Annotated in this window: 14 protein-coding genes and 1 riboswitch; of the genes, 1 reads left to right on the top strand and 13 read right to left on the bottom strand. The window is 68.2% G+C overall.

The annotated features are described in order from the left end of the window. Positions 1 to 38: 38 nt before the first annotated feature. Positions 39 to 545 carry a ferritin gene (locus BUF17_RS01055; protein ID WP_073625361.1) on the top strand — a complete coding sequence of 169 codons (507 nt, stop codon included), beginning with the start codon at positions 39 to 41 and terminating at the stop codon, positions 543 to 545. Between the two features lie 90 nt (positions 546 to 635). On the opposite strand, the gene parC is transcribed toward BUF17_RS01055, so the two are convergent. The 13 genes from parC to BUF17_RS00990 all read right to left on the bottom strand — a co-directional run bounded on the left by parC (position 636) and on the right by BUF17_RS00990 (position 12,862). Then, entirely contained in the window at positions 636 to 2,879 is a 2,244-nt protein-coding gene (gene parC / locus BUF17_RS01050; protein ID WP_073625360.1) for a DNA topoisomerase IV subunit A, read from the bottom strand. A gap of 131 nt (positions 2,880 to 3,010) precedes the next feature. Continuing rightward, entirely contained in the window at positions 3,011 to 3,751 is a 741-nt protein-coding gene (locus tag BUF17_RS01045) for a CbtA family protein (RefSeq protein WP_073625359.1), read from the bottom strand. Between the two features lie 12 nt (positions 3,752 to 3,763). Then, entirely contained in the window at positions 3,764 to 3,952 is a 189-nt protein-coding gene (locus BUF17_RS01040) for a CbtB domain-containing protein (RefSeq protein WP_073625358.1), read from the bottom strand. A 127-nt stretch (positions 3,953 to 4,079) separates the two neighbouring features. Next, positions 4,080 to 4,295: riboswitch (cobalamin riboswitch) on the bottom strand. Between the two features lie 131 nt (positions 4,296 to 4,426). After that, the gene (locus tag BUF17_RS01035; RefSeq protein ID WP_073625357.1) at positions 4,427 to 5,005 is read right to left on the bottom strand and encodes a hypothetical protein; all 579 of its coding nucleotides are present in this window, start codon (positions 5,003 to 5,005) and stop codon (positions 4,427 to 4,429) included. A gap of 98 nt (positions 5,006 to 5,103) precedes the next feature. Beyond that, complete coding sequence (locus BUF17_RS01030) at positions 5,104 to 5,472, bottom strand: hypothetical protein (protein WP_073625356.1); 369 nt, start codon at positions 5,470 to 5,472, stop codon at positions 5,104 to 5,106. Further along, the gene (recO, locus tag BUF17_RS01025) at positions 5,469 to 6,224 is read right to left on the bottom strand and encodes a DNA repair protein RecO (RefSeq protein ID WP_073625355.1); all 756 of its coding nucleotides are present in this window, start codon (positions 6,222 to 6,224) and stop codon (positions 5,469 to 5,471) included. Before recO ends, BUF17_RS01030 begins: the two co-directional genes overlap by 4 nt. A gap of 25 nt (positions 6,225 to 6,249) precedes the next feature. Further along, complete coding sequence (gene era, locus BUF17_RS01020; protein WP_073625952.1) at positions 6,250 to 7,185, bottom strand: GTPase Era; 936 nt, start codon at positions 7,183 to 7,185, stop codon at positions 6,250 to 6,252. A 16-nt stretch (positions 7,186 to 7,201) separates the two neighbouring features. Then, complete coding sequence (gene rnc / locus BUF17_RS01015; RefSeq protein ID WP_073625354.1) at positions 7,202 to 7,921, bottom strand: ribonuclease III; 720 nt, start codon at positions 7,919 to 7,921, stop codon at positions 7,202 to 7,204. Then, positions 7,918 to 8,664 carry a signal peptidase I gene (gene lepB, locus BUF17_RS01010; RefSeq protein ID WP_073625953.1) on the bottom strand — a complete coding sequence of 249 codons (747 nt, stop codon included), beginning with the start codon at positions 8,662 to 8,664 and terminating at the stop codon, positions 7,918 to 7,920. The genes rnc and lepB overlap by 4 nt, the downstream gene beginning before the upstream one ends. Positions 8,665 to 8,921: 257 nt before the next feature. After that, the gene (gene acpS / locus BUF17_RS01005) at positions 8,922 to 9,335 is read right to left on the bottom strand and encodes a holo-ACP synthase (RefSeq protein ID WP_073625353.1); all 414 of its coding nucleotides are present in this window, start codon (positions 9,333 to 9,335) and stop codon (positions 8,922 to 8,924) included. Between the two features lie 10 nt (positions 9,336 to 9,345). Then, the gene (locus BUF17_RS01000; protein WP_073625352.1) at positions 9,346 to 9,951 is read right to left on the bottom strand and encodes a DUF2062 domain-containing protein; all 606 of its coding nucleotides are present in this window, start codon (positions 9,949 to 9,951) and stop codon (positions 9,346 to 9,348) included. A 76-nt stretch (positions 9,952 to 10,027) separates the two neighbouring features. Further along, a complete protein-coding gene (gene pyrE, locus BUF17_RS00995; RefSeq protein ID WP_073625351.1) occupies positions 10,028 to 10,609 on the bottom strand; it encodes an orotate phosphoribosyltransferase in 582 nt (193 codons plus the stop codon). Between the two features lie 69 nt (positions 10,610 to 10,678). Then, a complete protein-coding gene (locus BUF17_RS00990) occupies positions 10,679 to 12,862 on the bottom strand; it encodes a RelA/SpoT family protein (RefSeq protein WP_073625350.1) in 2,184 nt (727 codons plus the stop codon). Between the last annotated feature and the right edge of the window lie 150 nt (positions 12,863 to 13,012).

Below are 13,012 nucleotides of genomic sequence, written 5' to 3'. Positions count from 1 at the left end.
GCCGGCCGGCCCGCACCCCAGAGAAAGCAGACCACACCATGACGAGCGAGACCCTGGTCACGGCGCTCAACCGGCTCCTCAACGCCGATCTCCAGGCACACCAGAACTATCTCGCCGCCGCCGCCTGGGCGTCGGAGAAGAACCTGGACGGCGTGCTTGAATTCCTGCTCGACCACGCCAAGGAAGAGCTTGGCCACGCCATGAAGACGTTCGAGTTCCTCGACGACAACGATGCGCGCATCACCATCGATGCCATCGAGAAGCCGGTCTACCGGGTGAACGACGTCACCGGCCTGTTCCGCGAGATCGCGGCCCACGAGGTCAAGGTCACGAAGATCATCAACGAGGGCGTCGAGCTGGCGCAGGCCGAGCACGACCACGAGGTGTTCGCCTTCCTGCAGTGGTTCGTCAACGAGCAGCACGAGGAAGAAGCGCTGTTCCGCTCCATCCTCGACCGCATCGAGCTCGTCGGCGACGGCCCGCAGGCGCTCTATTTCGTCGACCGCGAGCTGCACGAGCTGACCGAGAAGCGCAAGGCGTCCTGACCGCTTTGGCATCCTGACCGCTTCCGCGCACCGCAAACGAAAAGGGGCCGCAACGGCCCCTTTTCTCATTCCGAACGGTTGGAGATCGTCCTATCCGTCGAAGCGGTTGGAGCGCGGGAAGCCGGTGGGCGGCATCCGCCCGACGGTCGCGCGGTCGGCGATCCAGTCCTTGAGGTCCGCGACCGAGCGCGTGTAGGTGCGGCCGGAGCTGTCGGTCCAGCTGAGCCCCGTCTCGGACGAGAACACCCGGATGTCCGAAAGGCCGCCGTCCTTGTAGCGCTGCAGGCGCACGCCGCGTCCGCGGCTCATCTCGGGCACCTGCGACAGCGGGAACACCAGCATCCGCCGGTTCTCGCCGACGATCGCCACCATGTCGCCGTCGGCCGGCACCATCACCATGGCCGGATTGGCGGCATCGACATTCAGCACCTGCTTGCCCTTGCGGGTGTTGGCGAGGATGTCGTCCTCCGCCACCACGAAGCCGCGGCCTTCCTTGGAGGAGACCAGCACCTTGCCGCCGGCGCGGAACAGCTTGAGCGCGGCGATCTCCGCACCCTGGTCCATGTCGACCATCAGCTTCACCGGCTCGCCATGGCCGCGCCCGCCCGGCAGCTTGTCGCAGCCGAGCGCGTAGACCTTGCCGGTGGTCGACATCACCAGAAGCTTGTCCACCGTCTCGCCGCGCATCGCCCAGCGCAGTTCGTCGCCCTGCTTGAAGGTCAGGCCGGAAAGGTCCTGCACGTGCCCCTTCAAAGCGCGGATCCAGCCGAGCGCGGAGACGACCACCGTGATCGGTTCGCGCTCGATCATGGCCTCCATCACGTCGACGGCGGGCGCGTCCGGGGCGGCGGCGAAGCTCGTGCGGCGCCTGCCGAGCGCCGTCTCGGGCCCATAGACCTTCCGCAACTCCGCGACTTCCTCGCCGACGCGCTTCCACTGCGCGGCCTCGTCGGCGATCAGACCCTCCAGTTCCGCCTTCTCGGCGGTGAGCGAGGTGTGCTCCTTGCGGATCTCCATCTCTTCCAGGCGCCGCAGGCTGCGCAGGCGCATGTTGAGGATCGCCTCGGCCTGAACGTCCGTCAGGCTGAAGGCGGCGATCAGTTCCGGCTTCGGCTCGTCGGCCTCGCGGATGATGCGGATGACGCGGTCGAGATCGAGATAGACGACGAGGAAGCCGTCCAGCACCTCGAGGCGGTGAGTGACCTTGCCGAGGCGATGGCGGGCGCGCCGCACCAGCACTTCCTGGCGATGGTCCAGCCAGTGGCGCAGGGCCTCCTTCAGCCCGATGACCGCCGGCACCTGCCCGCGCACCAGCACGTTCATGTTCAGCGAGATCCGGCTTTCCAGATCGGTCAGCTTGAACAGCGATTCCATCATCAACACGGGATCGACCGTGCGCACCCGCGGCTCCAGCACGAGGCGGACGTCGTCGGCCGATTCGTCGCGCACGTCGCCGAGCAGCGGCAGCTTCTTGTTCTCCAGAAGCTCGGCGATGCGCTCGACGAGGCGCCCCTTCTGCACCTGATAGGGAATCTCGGTGATGACGACCTGCCACGTGCCGCGGCCGAGATCTTCCACCTGCCAGCGCGCGCGCACCCGGAAACCGCCGCGCCCGGTGCGATAGGCCTCGCGGATCACCGCGGGGTCGTCGATGACGATGCCGCCGGTCGGGAAATCCGGGCCCTGCACGAAGGCGAGCAGGCGATCGGGCTCGACATCGGGATGGGCGATGATGTGCAGCGCCGCATCGGCGAGTTCGGCCACATTGTGCGGCGGGATCGAGGTCGCCATGCCGACCGCGATGCCCGACGACCCGTTGGCGAGCAGGTTCGGGAACGCGCCCGGCAGCACGATCGGCTCATCCTCGGAGCCGTCATAGGTGTCGCGGAAATCGACCGCGTCCTCGTCGATGCCTTCCAGCAGCCGCGCGCCGACATCGGTCAGGCGGGCTTCGGTGTAACGCATCGCGGCGGCGCCATCGCCGTCGAGCGTGCCGAAATTGCCCTGGCCGTCGACCAGCGGATAGCGCACCGCGAAGTCCTGGGCGAGGCGCACGAGCGCGTCATAAACCGACTGGTCGCCGTGGGGGTGATATTTGCCGATGACGTCGCCGACGACGCGGGCGCACTTCTTGAACGCGGCATCCGGATCGAGCCGCAACTGCCGCATGGCGTGAAGGATGCGCCGGTGCACCGGCTTCATGCCGTCGCGCACATCGGGCAGCGCCCGGTGCATGATGGTCGACAGCGCATAGGCGAGATAACGCTCTTCGAGCGCCTCGCGAAGGTCGACTGGCTCGATCGATCCGCCGGGCGGAATCAGCTCTTTTCCCATGATTTCTCGGATAAAGCCGCAGGCGCGCGAGGGCAAGCGCAACGAGGCGGGAAAACGGGGCGGCACGCGCCATGCCCCGGCCGGATGACGTCACCCGGCCGGCACCGACGCGGTAGCGCCGCCCCGGACACTCAGGCGGAGAACCGCCGATAGAGCGCGCCGGACAGACTGCCGAGCAGCACCCAGAACAGGAAGCTCGTCAGCGTGACCGTGACCACGAACTGGTGGACGAGCGATTCCGGCACGTTGGTCGCCTCGTCGAGCATCGCCGGCGCACCGACGACATGGGGCGCGACGATCAGCACGAGGCCGAGGACCGCCGCCCACGGTGTCCGCTTCAGGAGGACCAGGCCGAGCCCCGCTGCGGTGGCGACGACGGTTCCGATCCACCACGCCTGCCGCGGCCCGAGTTCGGACGCCGGCATTCCCGGCAGTTCAGGCGGCAGGCCGAGGCCGGGGGCGACCATGAACACCACGAAGCCGGCGAGGCCCCACAACAGGCCCTCCCGCCACGTCACGGCCTTGCCGCGCAGCGCGAACGCCGCGCCGAGCAGAAGGGAAAAGCCGATGGCGGTCAGGATGTTGGCGGCGGCTGTGAAGGCATTGCGTTCAAGGCCGGGGCTTGGCTCCCAGGCTTCCGCGCCGTGGTCATGGCCACCCTGTCCCTGCCCTTCGTGGCCTTGGGCATCATGGCCCTCAGCACTATGGCTATCGGCCATCGCAACGGGCGCGGCGGCTTCGGCGGCCTGTTCATAGACCTCGCCGCGCAGGATCAACGGCACGACGCCGAAGTGCTGGATGGCGGTCACGATCAGGCCCACCACAAGCCCGGCCGCGACCGCCGTGAAGACGATCGAACGGAAAATCGACATCTGCGCCTTGCCTCAGTGGCAGGGGAAGGCGTTGGCGTGGCGGGTGTCGTGCGCGGCGTTGTGGAAGGCCTCGACGTGGGAAAAGCCCACGGTGCCGAGGATCAGGATGCCGAGCAGCACGGCAAGGCCGGCCTGGACGGCGATGCTCAGCGAGGTCGTCGCCGGTGCCGCGGCACCGGAGGAAGTCTGATGGAAGGCCATTGGCTCTCTCCTCATGGCAAATGCAGAGACAGCCGGTTGAGGAGAGAGAGGCCACATCGTGCACCGGAAGCCGCTAAAACCAGCCTTCGGTGCCACCCGCGACGCACTCCGGACACCCCGCCCGGTCGGTGGTTTCTGACGTCCGGCAGGTCTCCTGGCTCACGGGTCATCGCCCGCCATCAGGCCTTCCCGGCACGAATGCCAGTGGCCGTTTCGCGATGGCGGGCTCGCCGTTCACAGTTGCGGGGGCAGCCGCCGCTGGGGCTCCGGCAGGCGCGAGGCCTGCCTCTTCCCTTCGGCGTTCCCTTTTGATCCTTGCGGAACCGGTCGTCGCCGTCACGTTACCGCATCGGACCGAAAAGTGGGACCCGTTTTCGGGAAATCCGATGCGCAGCCAGAACCGGGAGCATTGGACCGAGAAGTGGGAGCCAGCTTTCGGAAAAAGGCGACGCCGCAAGCCTCGGCCCGCCCGCTCTACTGATGAGCGACGCAGCGCGCCTGGGTCGATTTCGACAGGGTGCCGGTCGTGAAGTCGAACGTGGCGCGGATCTCGATGGCCGGCGTCAGGTCGTTCTTCTTGATCTCGGCGAGGTCCTTGCAGTTCTGCTTGGTCGGCTTCTGCTCGGTGCTCATCCAGAACGAGGCGCTCTTGCTGTCGGCGTCGAAGTCCTCCTCCGAATAGCCCGCCGTGAACACGCGCGCCTTGCGGCTGAGGTCGTAGATCAACAGCGTCCTGTCCGGGCCGGTCCCGTCGTCGATCAGCAGGTACTTGCCTTCGAGCCGCAGCAGATAATAGGCGTCGTCGTCCTCGCCGTCCTTGGAGCCGATCACGAAGTCCGACTTGCCGATCTTCGCGTTGCAGGCCGCCTTGGCGCCGGCAGCGTTGTTTTTCACGATCAGCCGCTCGCCGACCGAGTCCTGCCGTTCCACCGCAGCGACGAGATAGAGGCTGTTGGAGGCGCAGTGAACGGCGGGGGCGGCCTGCGCGGGGGCCGAAATCGCGAACGGCGCCGCCAGGAAGGCCGACAGCACGGCGAGCTTCTGCACTTTCATCTGTAAGCCTATAATTTCGCTGGCAAATATATCGGACGGCGCAGTGTAGGCCGCCCCGTTCACGCTGGCAATCGCCGGCACGGGGCGCCCGCGCCCGGTCAGGGCCTGCGGCCCCACTTCGCCACGCAGGAGCTGGCGCCGCCGTCCCGGCGGTTCTCGCCGGCCAGGGCGGCCCGGATGTCGCGGCTGTCCAGATGGAAGTTGGCCTCGGGCGCCAGCGTGCGGCGCGCGATCTTGGCCGCCGCCGCCGTCTCGAACGCCGCCCGCTGCCCGGCGAACAGGGCGAGGCAGTCCTCCGGTGCGGCCGAGGGGCCGACGAGCACGCGGAAGGCAAGCCTGTGGACCATGCAGAGGCCTGCATGGCCGGCCGGGCGGAAGGCGAGCGCATCGACATCCGCGCGCCATTCCGCCCGTGCAGGTCCGTCGCTCGTTTGTCCGTCGCTCGATTGTCCGTCGCCGGCTTTCATGGTTCGAGACGCCGGTCGCGGGCGGCGGCCCGTTCGAGCGCCGACAGGAACTGCTCGCGCACCATCGGCATCTCGATGCCGCGCGGCGCGTTGAGGTGGGCGTCGATGAAATGACCGGTGAGCCGCAGACCGGCGCGGATGTCGTCCGCATCGGGATCGGCGTTCATGCCGCGATCCACCAGGAAGCGCGGCAGCGGCAGCAGGCGGTCGAGATAGGGTTCGGCCGCCGCCCGGCTCACGGCCCGCCCGGTGCGCGGCGAAACGTGGGTCAGGTCCGCGAGTGTGCCGGTCGCGGCGCAGCGGCTGAGATCGAGGCCGAAGCCCAGTTCCTCCAGCAGCGCCAGTTCGAAGCGCACCATCAGCGGCCCGGCATGGGACGGCTCGTCGAGGTGGTCGAGCACGATGGCGAACGCGTCGTAGAGCCCGCGGTGGGGGTCGCGCTCAGGCAGCAGCGACAGGTGGCGGCAGAGGGTGAGGATGCCGAAGCTCGCCACCGCGCTTTCGATCAGCCGCGCGGCCCGCGAGACCACCGGCTCGACGGAGGAATAGGTACCGAGCTGGTCGTCGAGCCGCGCGCGCCACACACAGGCGACGGTGTTGCCCGGCTGGAGCACGGGCTGCATCCGCTTGGAGCGGCCAGACCGCACCAGACCCGCATGGCGGCCGTGGGCGGCGGTCATCAGCTCGGCGACGACCGCACCCTCCCCGAGGGGCCGGGTGGAAAGCACGATGCCCTCGTCCCGCCATTCCATCGCCGGCCGTCCTGACTGCCCGGCGTCACTCCGGGAATTCGAGCCCCATCTCGCGGTAGCGCTCGGGATCGTCCGACCAGCTGTCGCGCACCTTCACGAACAGGAACAGATGCACCGGCCGCTCGAGGATCGCCGCGATCTCCTCGCGCGCGCCCTGCGAGATCGCCTTGATGGTCTGGCCGCCCTTGCCGAGCACGATCTTCTTCTGGCTGTCGCGCTCGACGAAGATGGTCTGCTCGATGCGCACCGCGCCGCCCTTCACGTCCTTCCACTGCTCGGTCTCGACCGTGGAGGCGTAGGGCAGCTCCTCGTGCAGCCGCAGCATCATCTTCTCGCGGGTGATCTCGGCCGCGAGCTGGCGCATCGGAAGGTCGGAAATCTGGTCTTCCGGATAGAGCCAGGGGCCGGGCTGCACCGCGCCGGCGAAATAGGCGAGCACGTCTTCGACGCCGCTGCCCGTCACCGCCGAGACCATGAAGGTGCGCTCGAAGCGCGCCTTCTCGTTCACCGCCTGGGTCAGCGCCAGCAGGCTGTCGCGCTTCACGACGTCGATCTTGGTGAGGATCAGCACCTTCGGCAGGTGCACGTCGGCGAGGGAGGCGAGGATCGCCTCGACCTCCTCGTCGATGCCCTTGCGGGAATCGACCAGCACCGCCACGAGATCGGCGTCCTTCGCGCCACCCCAGGCGGTCGAGACCATGGCGCGGTCGAGCCGCCGCTTCGGGCGGAAGATGCCGGGCGTGTCGACGAACACGATCTGCGCGGGTCCGACCAGCGCGATGCCGCGCACCAGCGCGCGCGTCGTCTGCACCTTGTGGGTGACGATGGAGACCTTGGCGCCGACCAGCGCGTTGACGAGCGTCGACTTGCCGGCGTTCGGCGCGCCGATCAGCGCGACGAAGCCGCAGCGCGTCTCGCCCTCGCCGGCCGTCTCCGCGGGGGTGCCGGCTGCGTGCGGCAGGGCATCGTCTTCGTCGTCAGGCGCCACTTCGGTTCTCCGACCAGATTCCTTCGCGGACCAGCACGGCCGCAGCCGCGGTCTGCTCCGCCTCGCGTTTCGATTTGCCGCGCGCCTCGGCCGGTGCGATGCCGTCGACCGTGACGAGGATCGTGAACACCGGCGCGTGGTCCGGGCCGGACCTTTCGACCTCGGTATAGACCGGCGTCGGCAGTCCCCGGCCCTGCGCCCATTCCTGCAGCGTCGTCTTGGCATCGCGCGGCGCCATCAGCGCCTCGCGCATCCGCGGGCCCCAGAGCGTCTTCACCAGCGTCCGCGCCACCTCGAAGCCAGCGTCGAGATAAACGGCCGCCAGCACCGCCTCGCACACGTCGCCGAGGATCGCGACCTTCCTGCGTCCGCCGCCCTGGGCCTCGCCCGCGCCGACCAGCATCGCCTGATCGAGCCCGAGCTCGACCGCGACCGCCGCGCAGGTCTCGCGCCGCACGAGCTGGTTCAGCCGCCGGGCGAGTTCGCCCTCGTCCGCGGCCGGATAGGCCTCGTGCAGCATCTCGGCGACGGCGAGCCCGAGCACGCGGTCGCCGAGGAATTCCAGCCGCTGGTAGCTCGCCGTTCCGACGGACGCGCCGGTGACGGCGCTCGGATGCGTCAGGGCCCGGCCGATCAGGGCCGGGTCCGAGAAGCGGTGGCCGAGCCGGGCTTCCAGCGCCGCGATCCGGCGTTCGTTGAGCGGGCTCATAGCAGCGTGAAGATCCGTCCCCAGCGCACGTCGGTGGGCCACTTCCAGATCTTCCAGGCGCCCTGATCGCCGTCGACCGAGAAGAAGATCATCTCCGCCTTGCCGACCAGATTCTCGAACGGCACGTAGCCGACATGGTCCAGCACGCGGCTGTCGCTGGAATTGTCGCGGTTGTCGCCCATCATGAAATAGTGGCCGGGCGGCACGTTGTAGACCTGGGTGTTGTCCCAGAAGCCGTTCGGGTCGAGGTCGAGCGTGTCGTAGCTCACGCCGTTCGGCAGCGTCTCGCGGTAGCGCTGGATCTGGCGCTCGACGCCGAACTGGTCGGTATCGTCATAGGTGCCGTCGGCCACGCGCGGCACCGCCACGTCGTTGATGTAGAGCACGCCGCCCTTCATCTGGATGCGGTCGCCGGGCAGGCCGATCACGCGCTTGATGTAGTCGGTCGAGTTGTCCGTCGGCAGCTTGAACACCACGACGTCGCCGCGCTTCGGCTCGGACCCCATGATGCGCCCCGAGAACGGCACGATGCCGAACGGGAACGAATAGCGGCTGTATCCGTAGGAATATTTCGACACGAAGATGTAGTCGCCGATCAGCAGCGTGTCCATCATCGAGCCGGACGGGATGTTGAACGGCTGGAACAGGAACGTCCGGACGACGAGCGCAAGCAGCAGCGCCTGGATGACGATCTTGACGGTATCCCAGATACCGCCCTGCTTTTCGGCCTTTTGCGTTGCCAACTTCTCACTCGCAGATTTGTCGCTTGCCACAGCGCTCAGCCTTTTCCCGCGGTTCCCATCGCGGTTCCCTTGCTGCGGGGCCGCGCCGTCCAGGCGGCCTTGCCGCCTTCAACCCGTTGCCCGCACAGCGATGGGCCCGTCGCCGGCCATCGCGCTCCGGCTCGATGCAGCAACGCTCGCCCGGGATGAGCCCTACTTAAAGCCTCGCCCCTTGAATCGCAACAAAACCGCCGCGCCGCCCGCCGCCGGCCCCAATATCACCGCCGCGGCCAGTCCTCCGGCCACGCGGAGATCACCACGAAGGCCTGGGCCATCGGCGGCTCGTCGGTCATGGTCAGGTCGATGCGGGCGACGAAGCCCGGCGGCGTCAGCGCGGCCAGCCTGTCGGCGGCGCTTCCGGTCAGCACCATGGTCGGCTGCCCGCTCGGCCGGTTGACGACGCCCATCTCCCGCCACGCGACGCCCATGCGGATGCCCGTCCCGAGCGCCTTGGAACAGGCCTCCTTGGCCGCGAAGCGCTTGGCATAGGAGGCCGCCCGCTCGGCCCGGCCGTCGGACTTGCGCTGTTCGACGCCGGTGAACACCCGGTTGGTGAACCGCGTGCCGAACCGCTCCAGCGTGCGCTCGATGCGGCGGATGTCGATGATGTCCGACCCGATACCGATGATCATGACGGCCCCTTCATGACGGCCTCTTGCCGATGCCGGCGACGACTTCCGCCCGGATCTTCGCGCTCGCGGCCTCGCGCCGCGCTCTGAGGCGCGCCTCCTGACGCTTGCGGAACTCGGCCACCGCGATGCGCGTCGCGATATAGGTCACGAGCCCGCAGCCGATGCCGATCGGCACCGAGCCCACGATCATCGGCTCGATGATCGGCCAGATCGTGCGCAGCGAATAGGTGGAGAGCTTGGCGGAGAGGTCGGAGACGTGGAACGGCGTTTCGGTGCCGGACTGCCCGAGCATGAAGCGCCCGAGCTTGTAGGTCGAGGCCCAGATGATCGGGAACGTGATCGGATTGCCGAACCACGTCGCGATCACCGCCGCGATCACGTTGCCGGCCACCAGATAGGTGAAGGCGGTGGCGAGCAGGATGTGGAAGCCCAGGAACGGCGTGCACGACACGAACACGCCCGCGGCCGTGCCGATGGCGATGGCGTGCGGCGAGGCTCTGAGCCGCAGGATCCGCTTCACCATATAATAGAACGACCGCCGCCACGACCGCGCCGGCCACGCGGCAACCCGGAGGCGCTGCTTCCAGTTCAGGGGCTCGCGGCGGCGAAACAGCAAGGACGATCACCCGGGGCTTGCAGGTTGAGGCATCTCGGCGGGCTGAACGGCCGTGCCGTCGCGCACGGCCTGCCCGTCACGCCAGGCCGCGGCTGCCGGGCTTAACCGCCGGAATGGCGGCCAGTTCCGGCGGCAGCGCGTCGGGTGAATAAGCCGGCACCTCGTATTGCGCAAGCGCCACCAGCGGCACGCCGACATCGGCCTTTCCGGCCGACCGGTCGATCAGGCAGGCCGCCGCCACCACCTCCAGCCCGATGGCGCGGGCGGCTTCCACCGTCTCGCGGATCGAGAGGCCGGTCGTGACGATGTCCTCGATGATGACGACGCGGCTGCCCGGCGCCACCTCGAACCGCCGCAGCCGGAACTTGCCGTCCTCGCGCTCGACCCACACCGCCGGCACGCCCATGTGGCGGGCGGTCTCGTAGGCGGGAATGATGCCGCCGACGGCGGGGCCGATCAGATAGTCGATCGGGCCGGGCACTTCGGCCCGCACGCGCTCGGCCAGCGCCTTGCAGAGCGTCTCGGTCGCGGGCGGATGCATGAAGACGCGCGCCTTCTGCAGGAACACCGGGCTCCTCAGGCCGGAACTCAGAATGAAATGGCCTTCAAGGATCGCCCCGCATGAGCGGAACACGCCGAGCACCTCGTCACGCGTCATCCCAAACTCCGTCCAGTCCTGTTGATGGAAATCGGCCCCGCCGGAACGGCGGCAACCGCCGTCGGCCGTTCAGCCGTTGACCCTGACCACGTTGGTGACCGTCGGCAGCACGCGCACCTGCGAAATGATGCGGTTGAGATGCTTCAGGTCGAACACTTCGAGGTCGATCATCATGTCGTGGGCATCGTTGCCCCGGCGCACCATCTTGATGTTGTCGATATTGCCGTGGGTTTCGCCGACAGCCTGCGCGATGTTGGCGAGCGATCCGGGCTCATTGATGGCCGAAACCATGATGCGCGCCGGGAAGCGCTCGTTGGAATCCGGATCGATCTCCCAGCGCACGTCGAACCAGCGGTCCGGCTCGTCGTCGAACGCCTTCAGCGAGGGCGACTGGATCGGATAGATCGTCACGCCTTCCCCGGGGGTCAGGATGCCGACGATGCGGTCGCCCGGCACCGCGCCGCCGTCGGGCGCGAACCGCACCGGCAGGTCGCCTTCGAGGCCCCGGATCGGCAGCGAAGCGGACTTGCCCTCTTCCCCGACCGGCATTCCGTCGCTCGTCGCCACCGACCGCGCGGCCCGGTGCCGGGCGAGATCGGGATCGATCTGGTAGTCGGGATGGACCGCCTTCAGCACGTCCTCGGAATTGACCTCGCCGCGGCCGACCGCGGCAAGAAGGTCCGCCATGTTGGACTGGCCGAGCCGGGCCACCGCGCCCTCCAGCAGGTCGGCCGAAAGCGGCCGGCCGGCGCGCTCGAACGCCCGCTCCAGGATGTGCCGGCCGAGACCGCCGTACTGACGCCGCACCGCCTCGCGGGTCGCGCGCCGGATGGCGGCCCGCGCCTTGCCGGTGACGGCGATCTGCTCCCACGCGGCCGGCGGGGTCTGCGCCTTGGAGCGCACGATCTCCACCTCGTCGCCGTTCGCCAGCGTCGTCATCAGCGGCATCACGCGGCCGTTGATCTTGCAGCCGACGCAGGTGTTGCCGACGTCGGTATGAACCGCATAGGCGAAATCGATGGGCGTCGCCCCGCGCGGCAGCGCGATCAGCCGGCCCTTCGGCGTGAAGCAGAACACCTGATCGTGGAACAGCTCGAGCTTGGTGTTCTCGAGGAACTCTTCCGGGGTGTCCCCCTCGCTCAGAAGGTCGATGGTCCGCCGCAGCCATTCATAGGCGCGGCTTTCCTCGGTGCCCTTGGTGATGTTGCGGCCGCCGGTCTTGCCGTCCTTGTAGAGCGCGTGGGCGGCGATGCCGTATTCGGCGACGCGGTGCATTTCCGGCGTGCGGATCTGGAGTTCCACGCGCTGCCGGCTCGGCCCGACGACGGTCGTGTGAAGCGAGCGGTAATCGTTCTGCTTCGGGGTGGAGATATAGTCCTTGAAGCGTCCCGGCACCGTCGGCCAGGTGGTGTGCACCACGCCGAGCGCGCGGTAGCAGTCCTCCACGGCCGGCACCAGCACCCGGAAGCCGTAGATGTCGGACAATTGCTCGAAGGCGACCGACTTGCGCTGCATCTTCGAGAAGATCGAATAGGGCCGCTTCTGGCGCCCCTTCACCTCGGCCGCGATGCCGTGTTCGGTCAGCCGGCGGGTCAGGTCCGCCTCGATCTCGCCGATCAGGCCCTCGTTGCGCTTCGAGAGCGCGTCCAGCCGCTCGCCGATGGTGGCGGCCGCCTCCGGATTGAGGTTGCGGAAGGCGAGGTCTTCCAGCTCCTCGCGCATCGCCTGCATGCCCATGCGCCCGGCGAGCGGGGCATAGATTTCCATGGTCTCTTCGGCGATGCGGCCGCGCTTGTCGCCGGACATGAAGTGCAGCGTGCGCATGTTGTGCAGGCGGTCGGCGAGCTTGACGAGCAGCACGCGCACGTCGTCCGCGACCGCGAGCAAGAGCTTGCGGAAATTCTCCGCCTGCTTGGCGCGGCGGGTGATCAGGTCGAGACGCTTGATCTTGGTGAGGCCGTCGACGAGCTTGCCGATCTCCACACCGAACATCTGGTCGATCTCGGCGCGCGTCGCGTCGGTATCCTCGATGGTGTCGTGGAGCAGAGCTACGGCGATGGTGGCGTCATCCAGCCGCATGTTGGTCAGGATGGCCGCGACTTCGAGCGGATGCGAGATGTAGGGATCGCCCGAGGCACGCTTCTGCGCCCCGTGCTTCTGCATCGCGTAGACGTAGGCCTTGTTCAGCAACGCCTCGTCGGCATTCGGGTTGTAACGCATCACCCGTTCGACGAGTTCGTATTGTCGCATCATGGCCGCAGCGATCCAAAGGCCGGCAGATTGATCACACCCATCCCGCGGGCGGCGTCATCGCCGCGTCTCGCCGGGTCGCCTGGAGGCGACGCCGGAACCTGTCCGCCGGAGGGGTCCAAGGAAAGCGGCCGGCATCATCCGATGCCGGCC

The sequence above is a fragment of the Pseudoxanthobacter soli DSM 19599 genome (assembly GCF_900148505.1).
Lineage (GTDB): Bacteria > Pseudomonadota > Alphaproteobacteria > Rhizobiales > Segnochrobactraceae > Pseudoxanthobacter > Pseudoxanthobacter soli.
The sequence above is the reverse complement of the archived record's forward strand: the minus strand, read 5'-3'. Positions and strand labels throughout refer to the sequence as shown.

What these genes read in the sequence shown, in the direction of transcription:
- BUF17_RS01055 (WP_073625361.1), top strand. Translation starts at nt 39, where the DNA reads ATGACGAGCGAGACCCTGGTCACGGCGCTCAACCGGCTCCTCAACGCC.
- parC (WP_073625360.1), bottom strand. Translation starts at nt 2,879, where the DNA reads ATGGGAAAAGAGCTGATTCCGCCCGGCGGATCGATCGAGCCAGTCGAC.
- BUF17_RS01045 (WP_073625359.1), bottom strand. Translation starts at nt 3,751, where the DNA reads ATGTCGATTTTCCGTTCGATCGTCTTCACGGCGGTCGCGGCCGGGCTT.
- BUF17_RS01040 (WP_073625358.1), bottom strand. Translation starts at nt 3,952, where the DNA reads ATGGCCTTCCATCAGACTTCCTCCGGTGCCGCGGCACCGGCGACGACC.
- BUF17_RS01035 (WP_073625357.1), bottom strand. Translation starts at nt 5,005, where the DNA reads ATGAAAGTGCAGAAGCTCGCCGTGCTGTCGGCCTTCCTGGCGGCGCCG.
- BUF17_RS01030 (WP_073625356.1), bottom strand. Translation starts at nt 5,472, where the DNA reads ATGAAAGCCGGCGACGGACAATCGAGCGACGGACAAACGAGCGACGGA.
- recO (WP_073625355.1), bottom strand. Translation starts at nt 6,224, where the DNA reads ATGGAATGGCGGGACGAGGGCATCGTGCTTTCCACCCGGCCCCTCGGG.
- rnc (WP_073625354.1), bottom strand. Translation starts at nt 7,921, where the DNA reads ATGAGCCCGCTCAACGAACGCCGGATCGCGGCGCTGGAAGCCCGGCTC.
- acpS (WP_073625353.1), bottom strand. Translation starts at nt 9,335, where the DNA reads ATGATCATCGGTATCGGGTCGGACATCATCGACATCCGCCGCATCGAG.
- pyrE (WP_073625351.1), bottom strand. Translation starts at nt 10,609, where the DNA reads ATGACGCGTGACGAGGTGCTCGGCGTGTTCCGCTCATGCGGGGCGATC.
- BUF17_RS00990 (WP_073625350.1), bottom strand. Translation starts at nt 12,862, where the DNA reads ATGATGCGACAATACGAACTCGTCGAACGGGTGATGCGTTACAACCCG.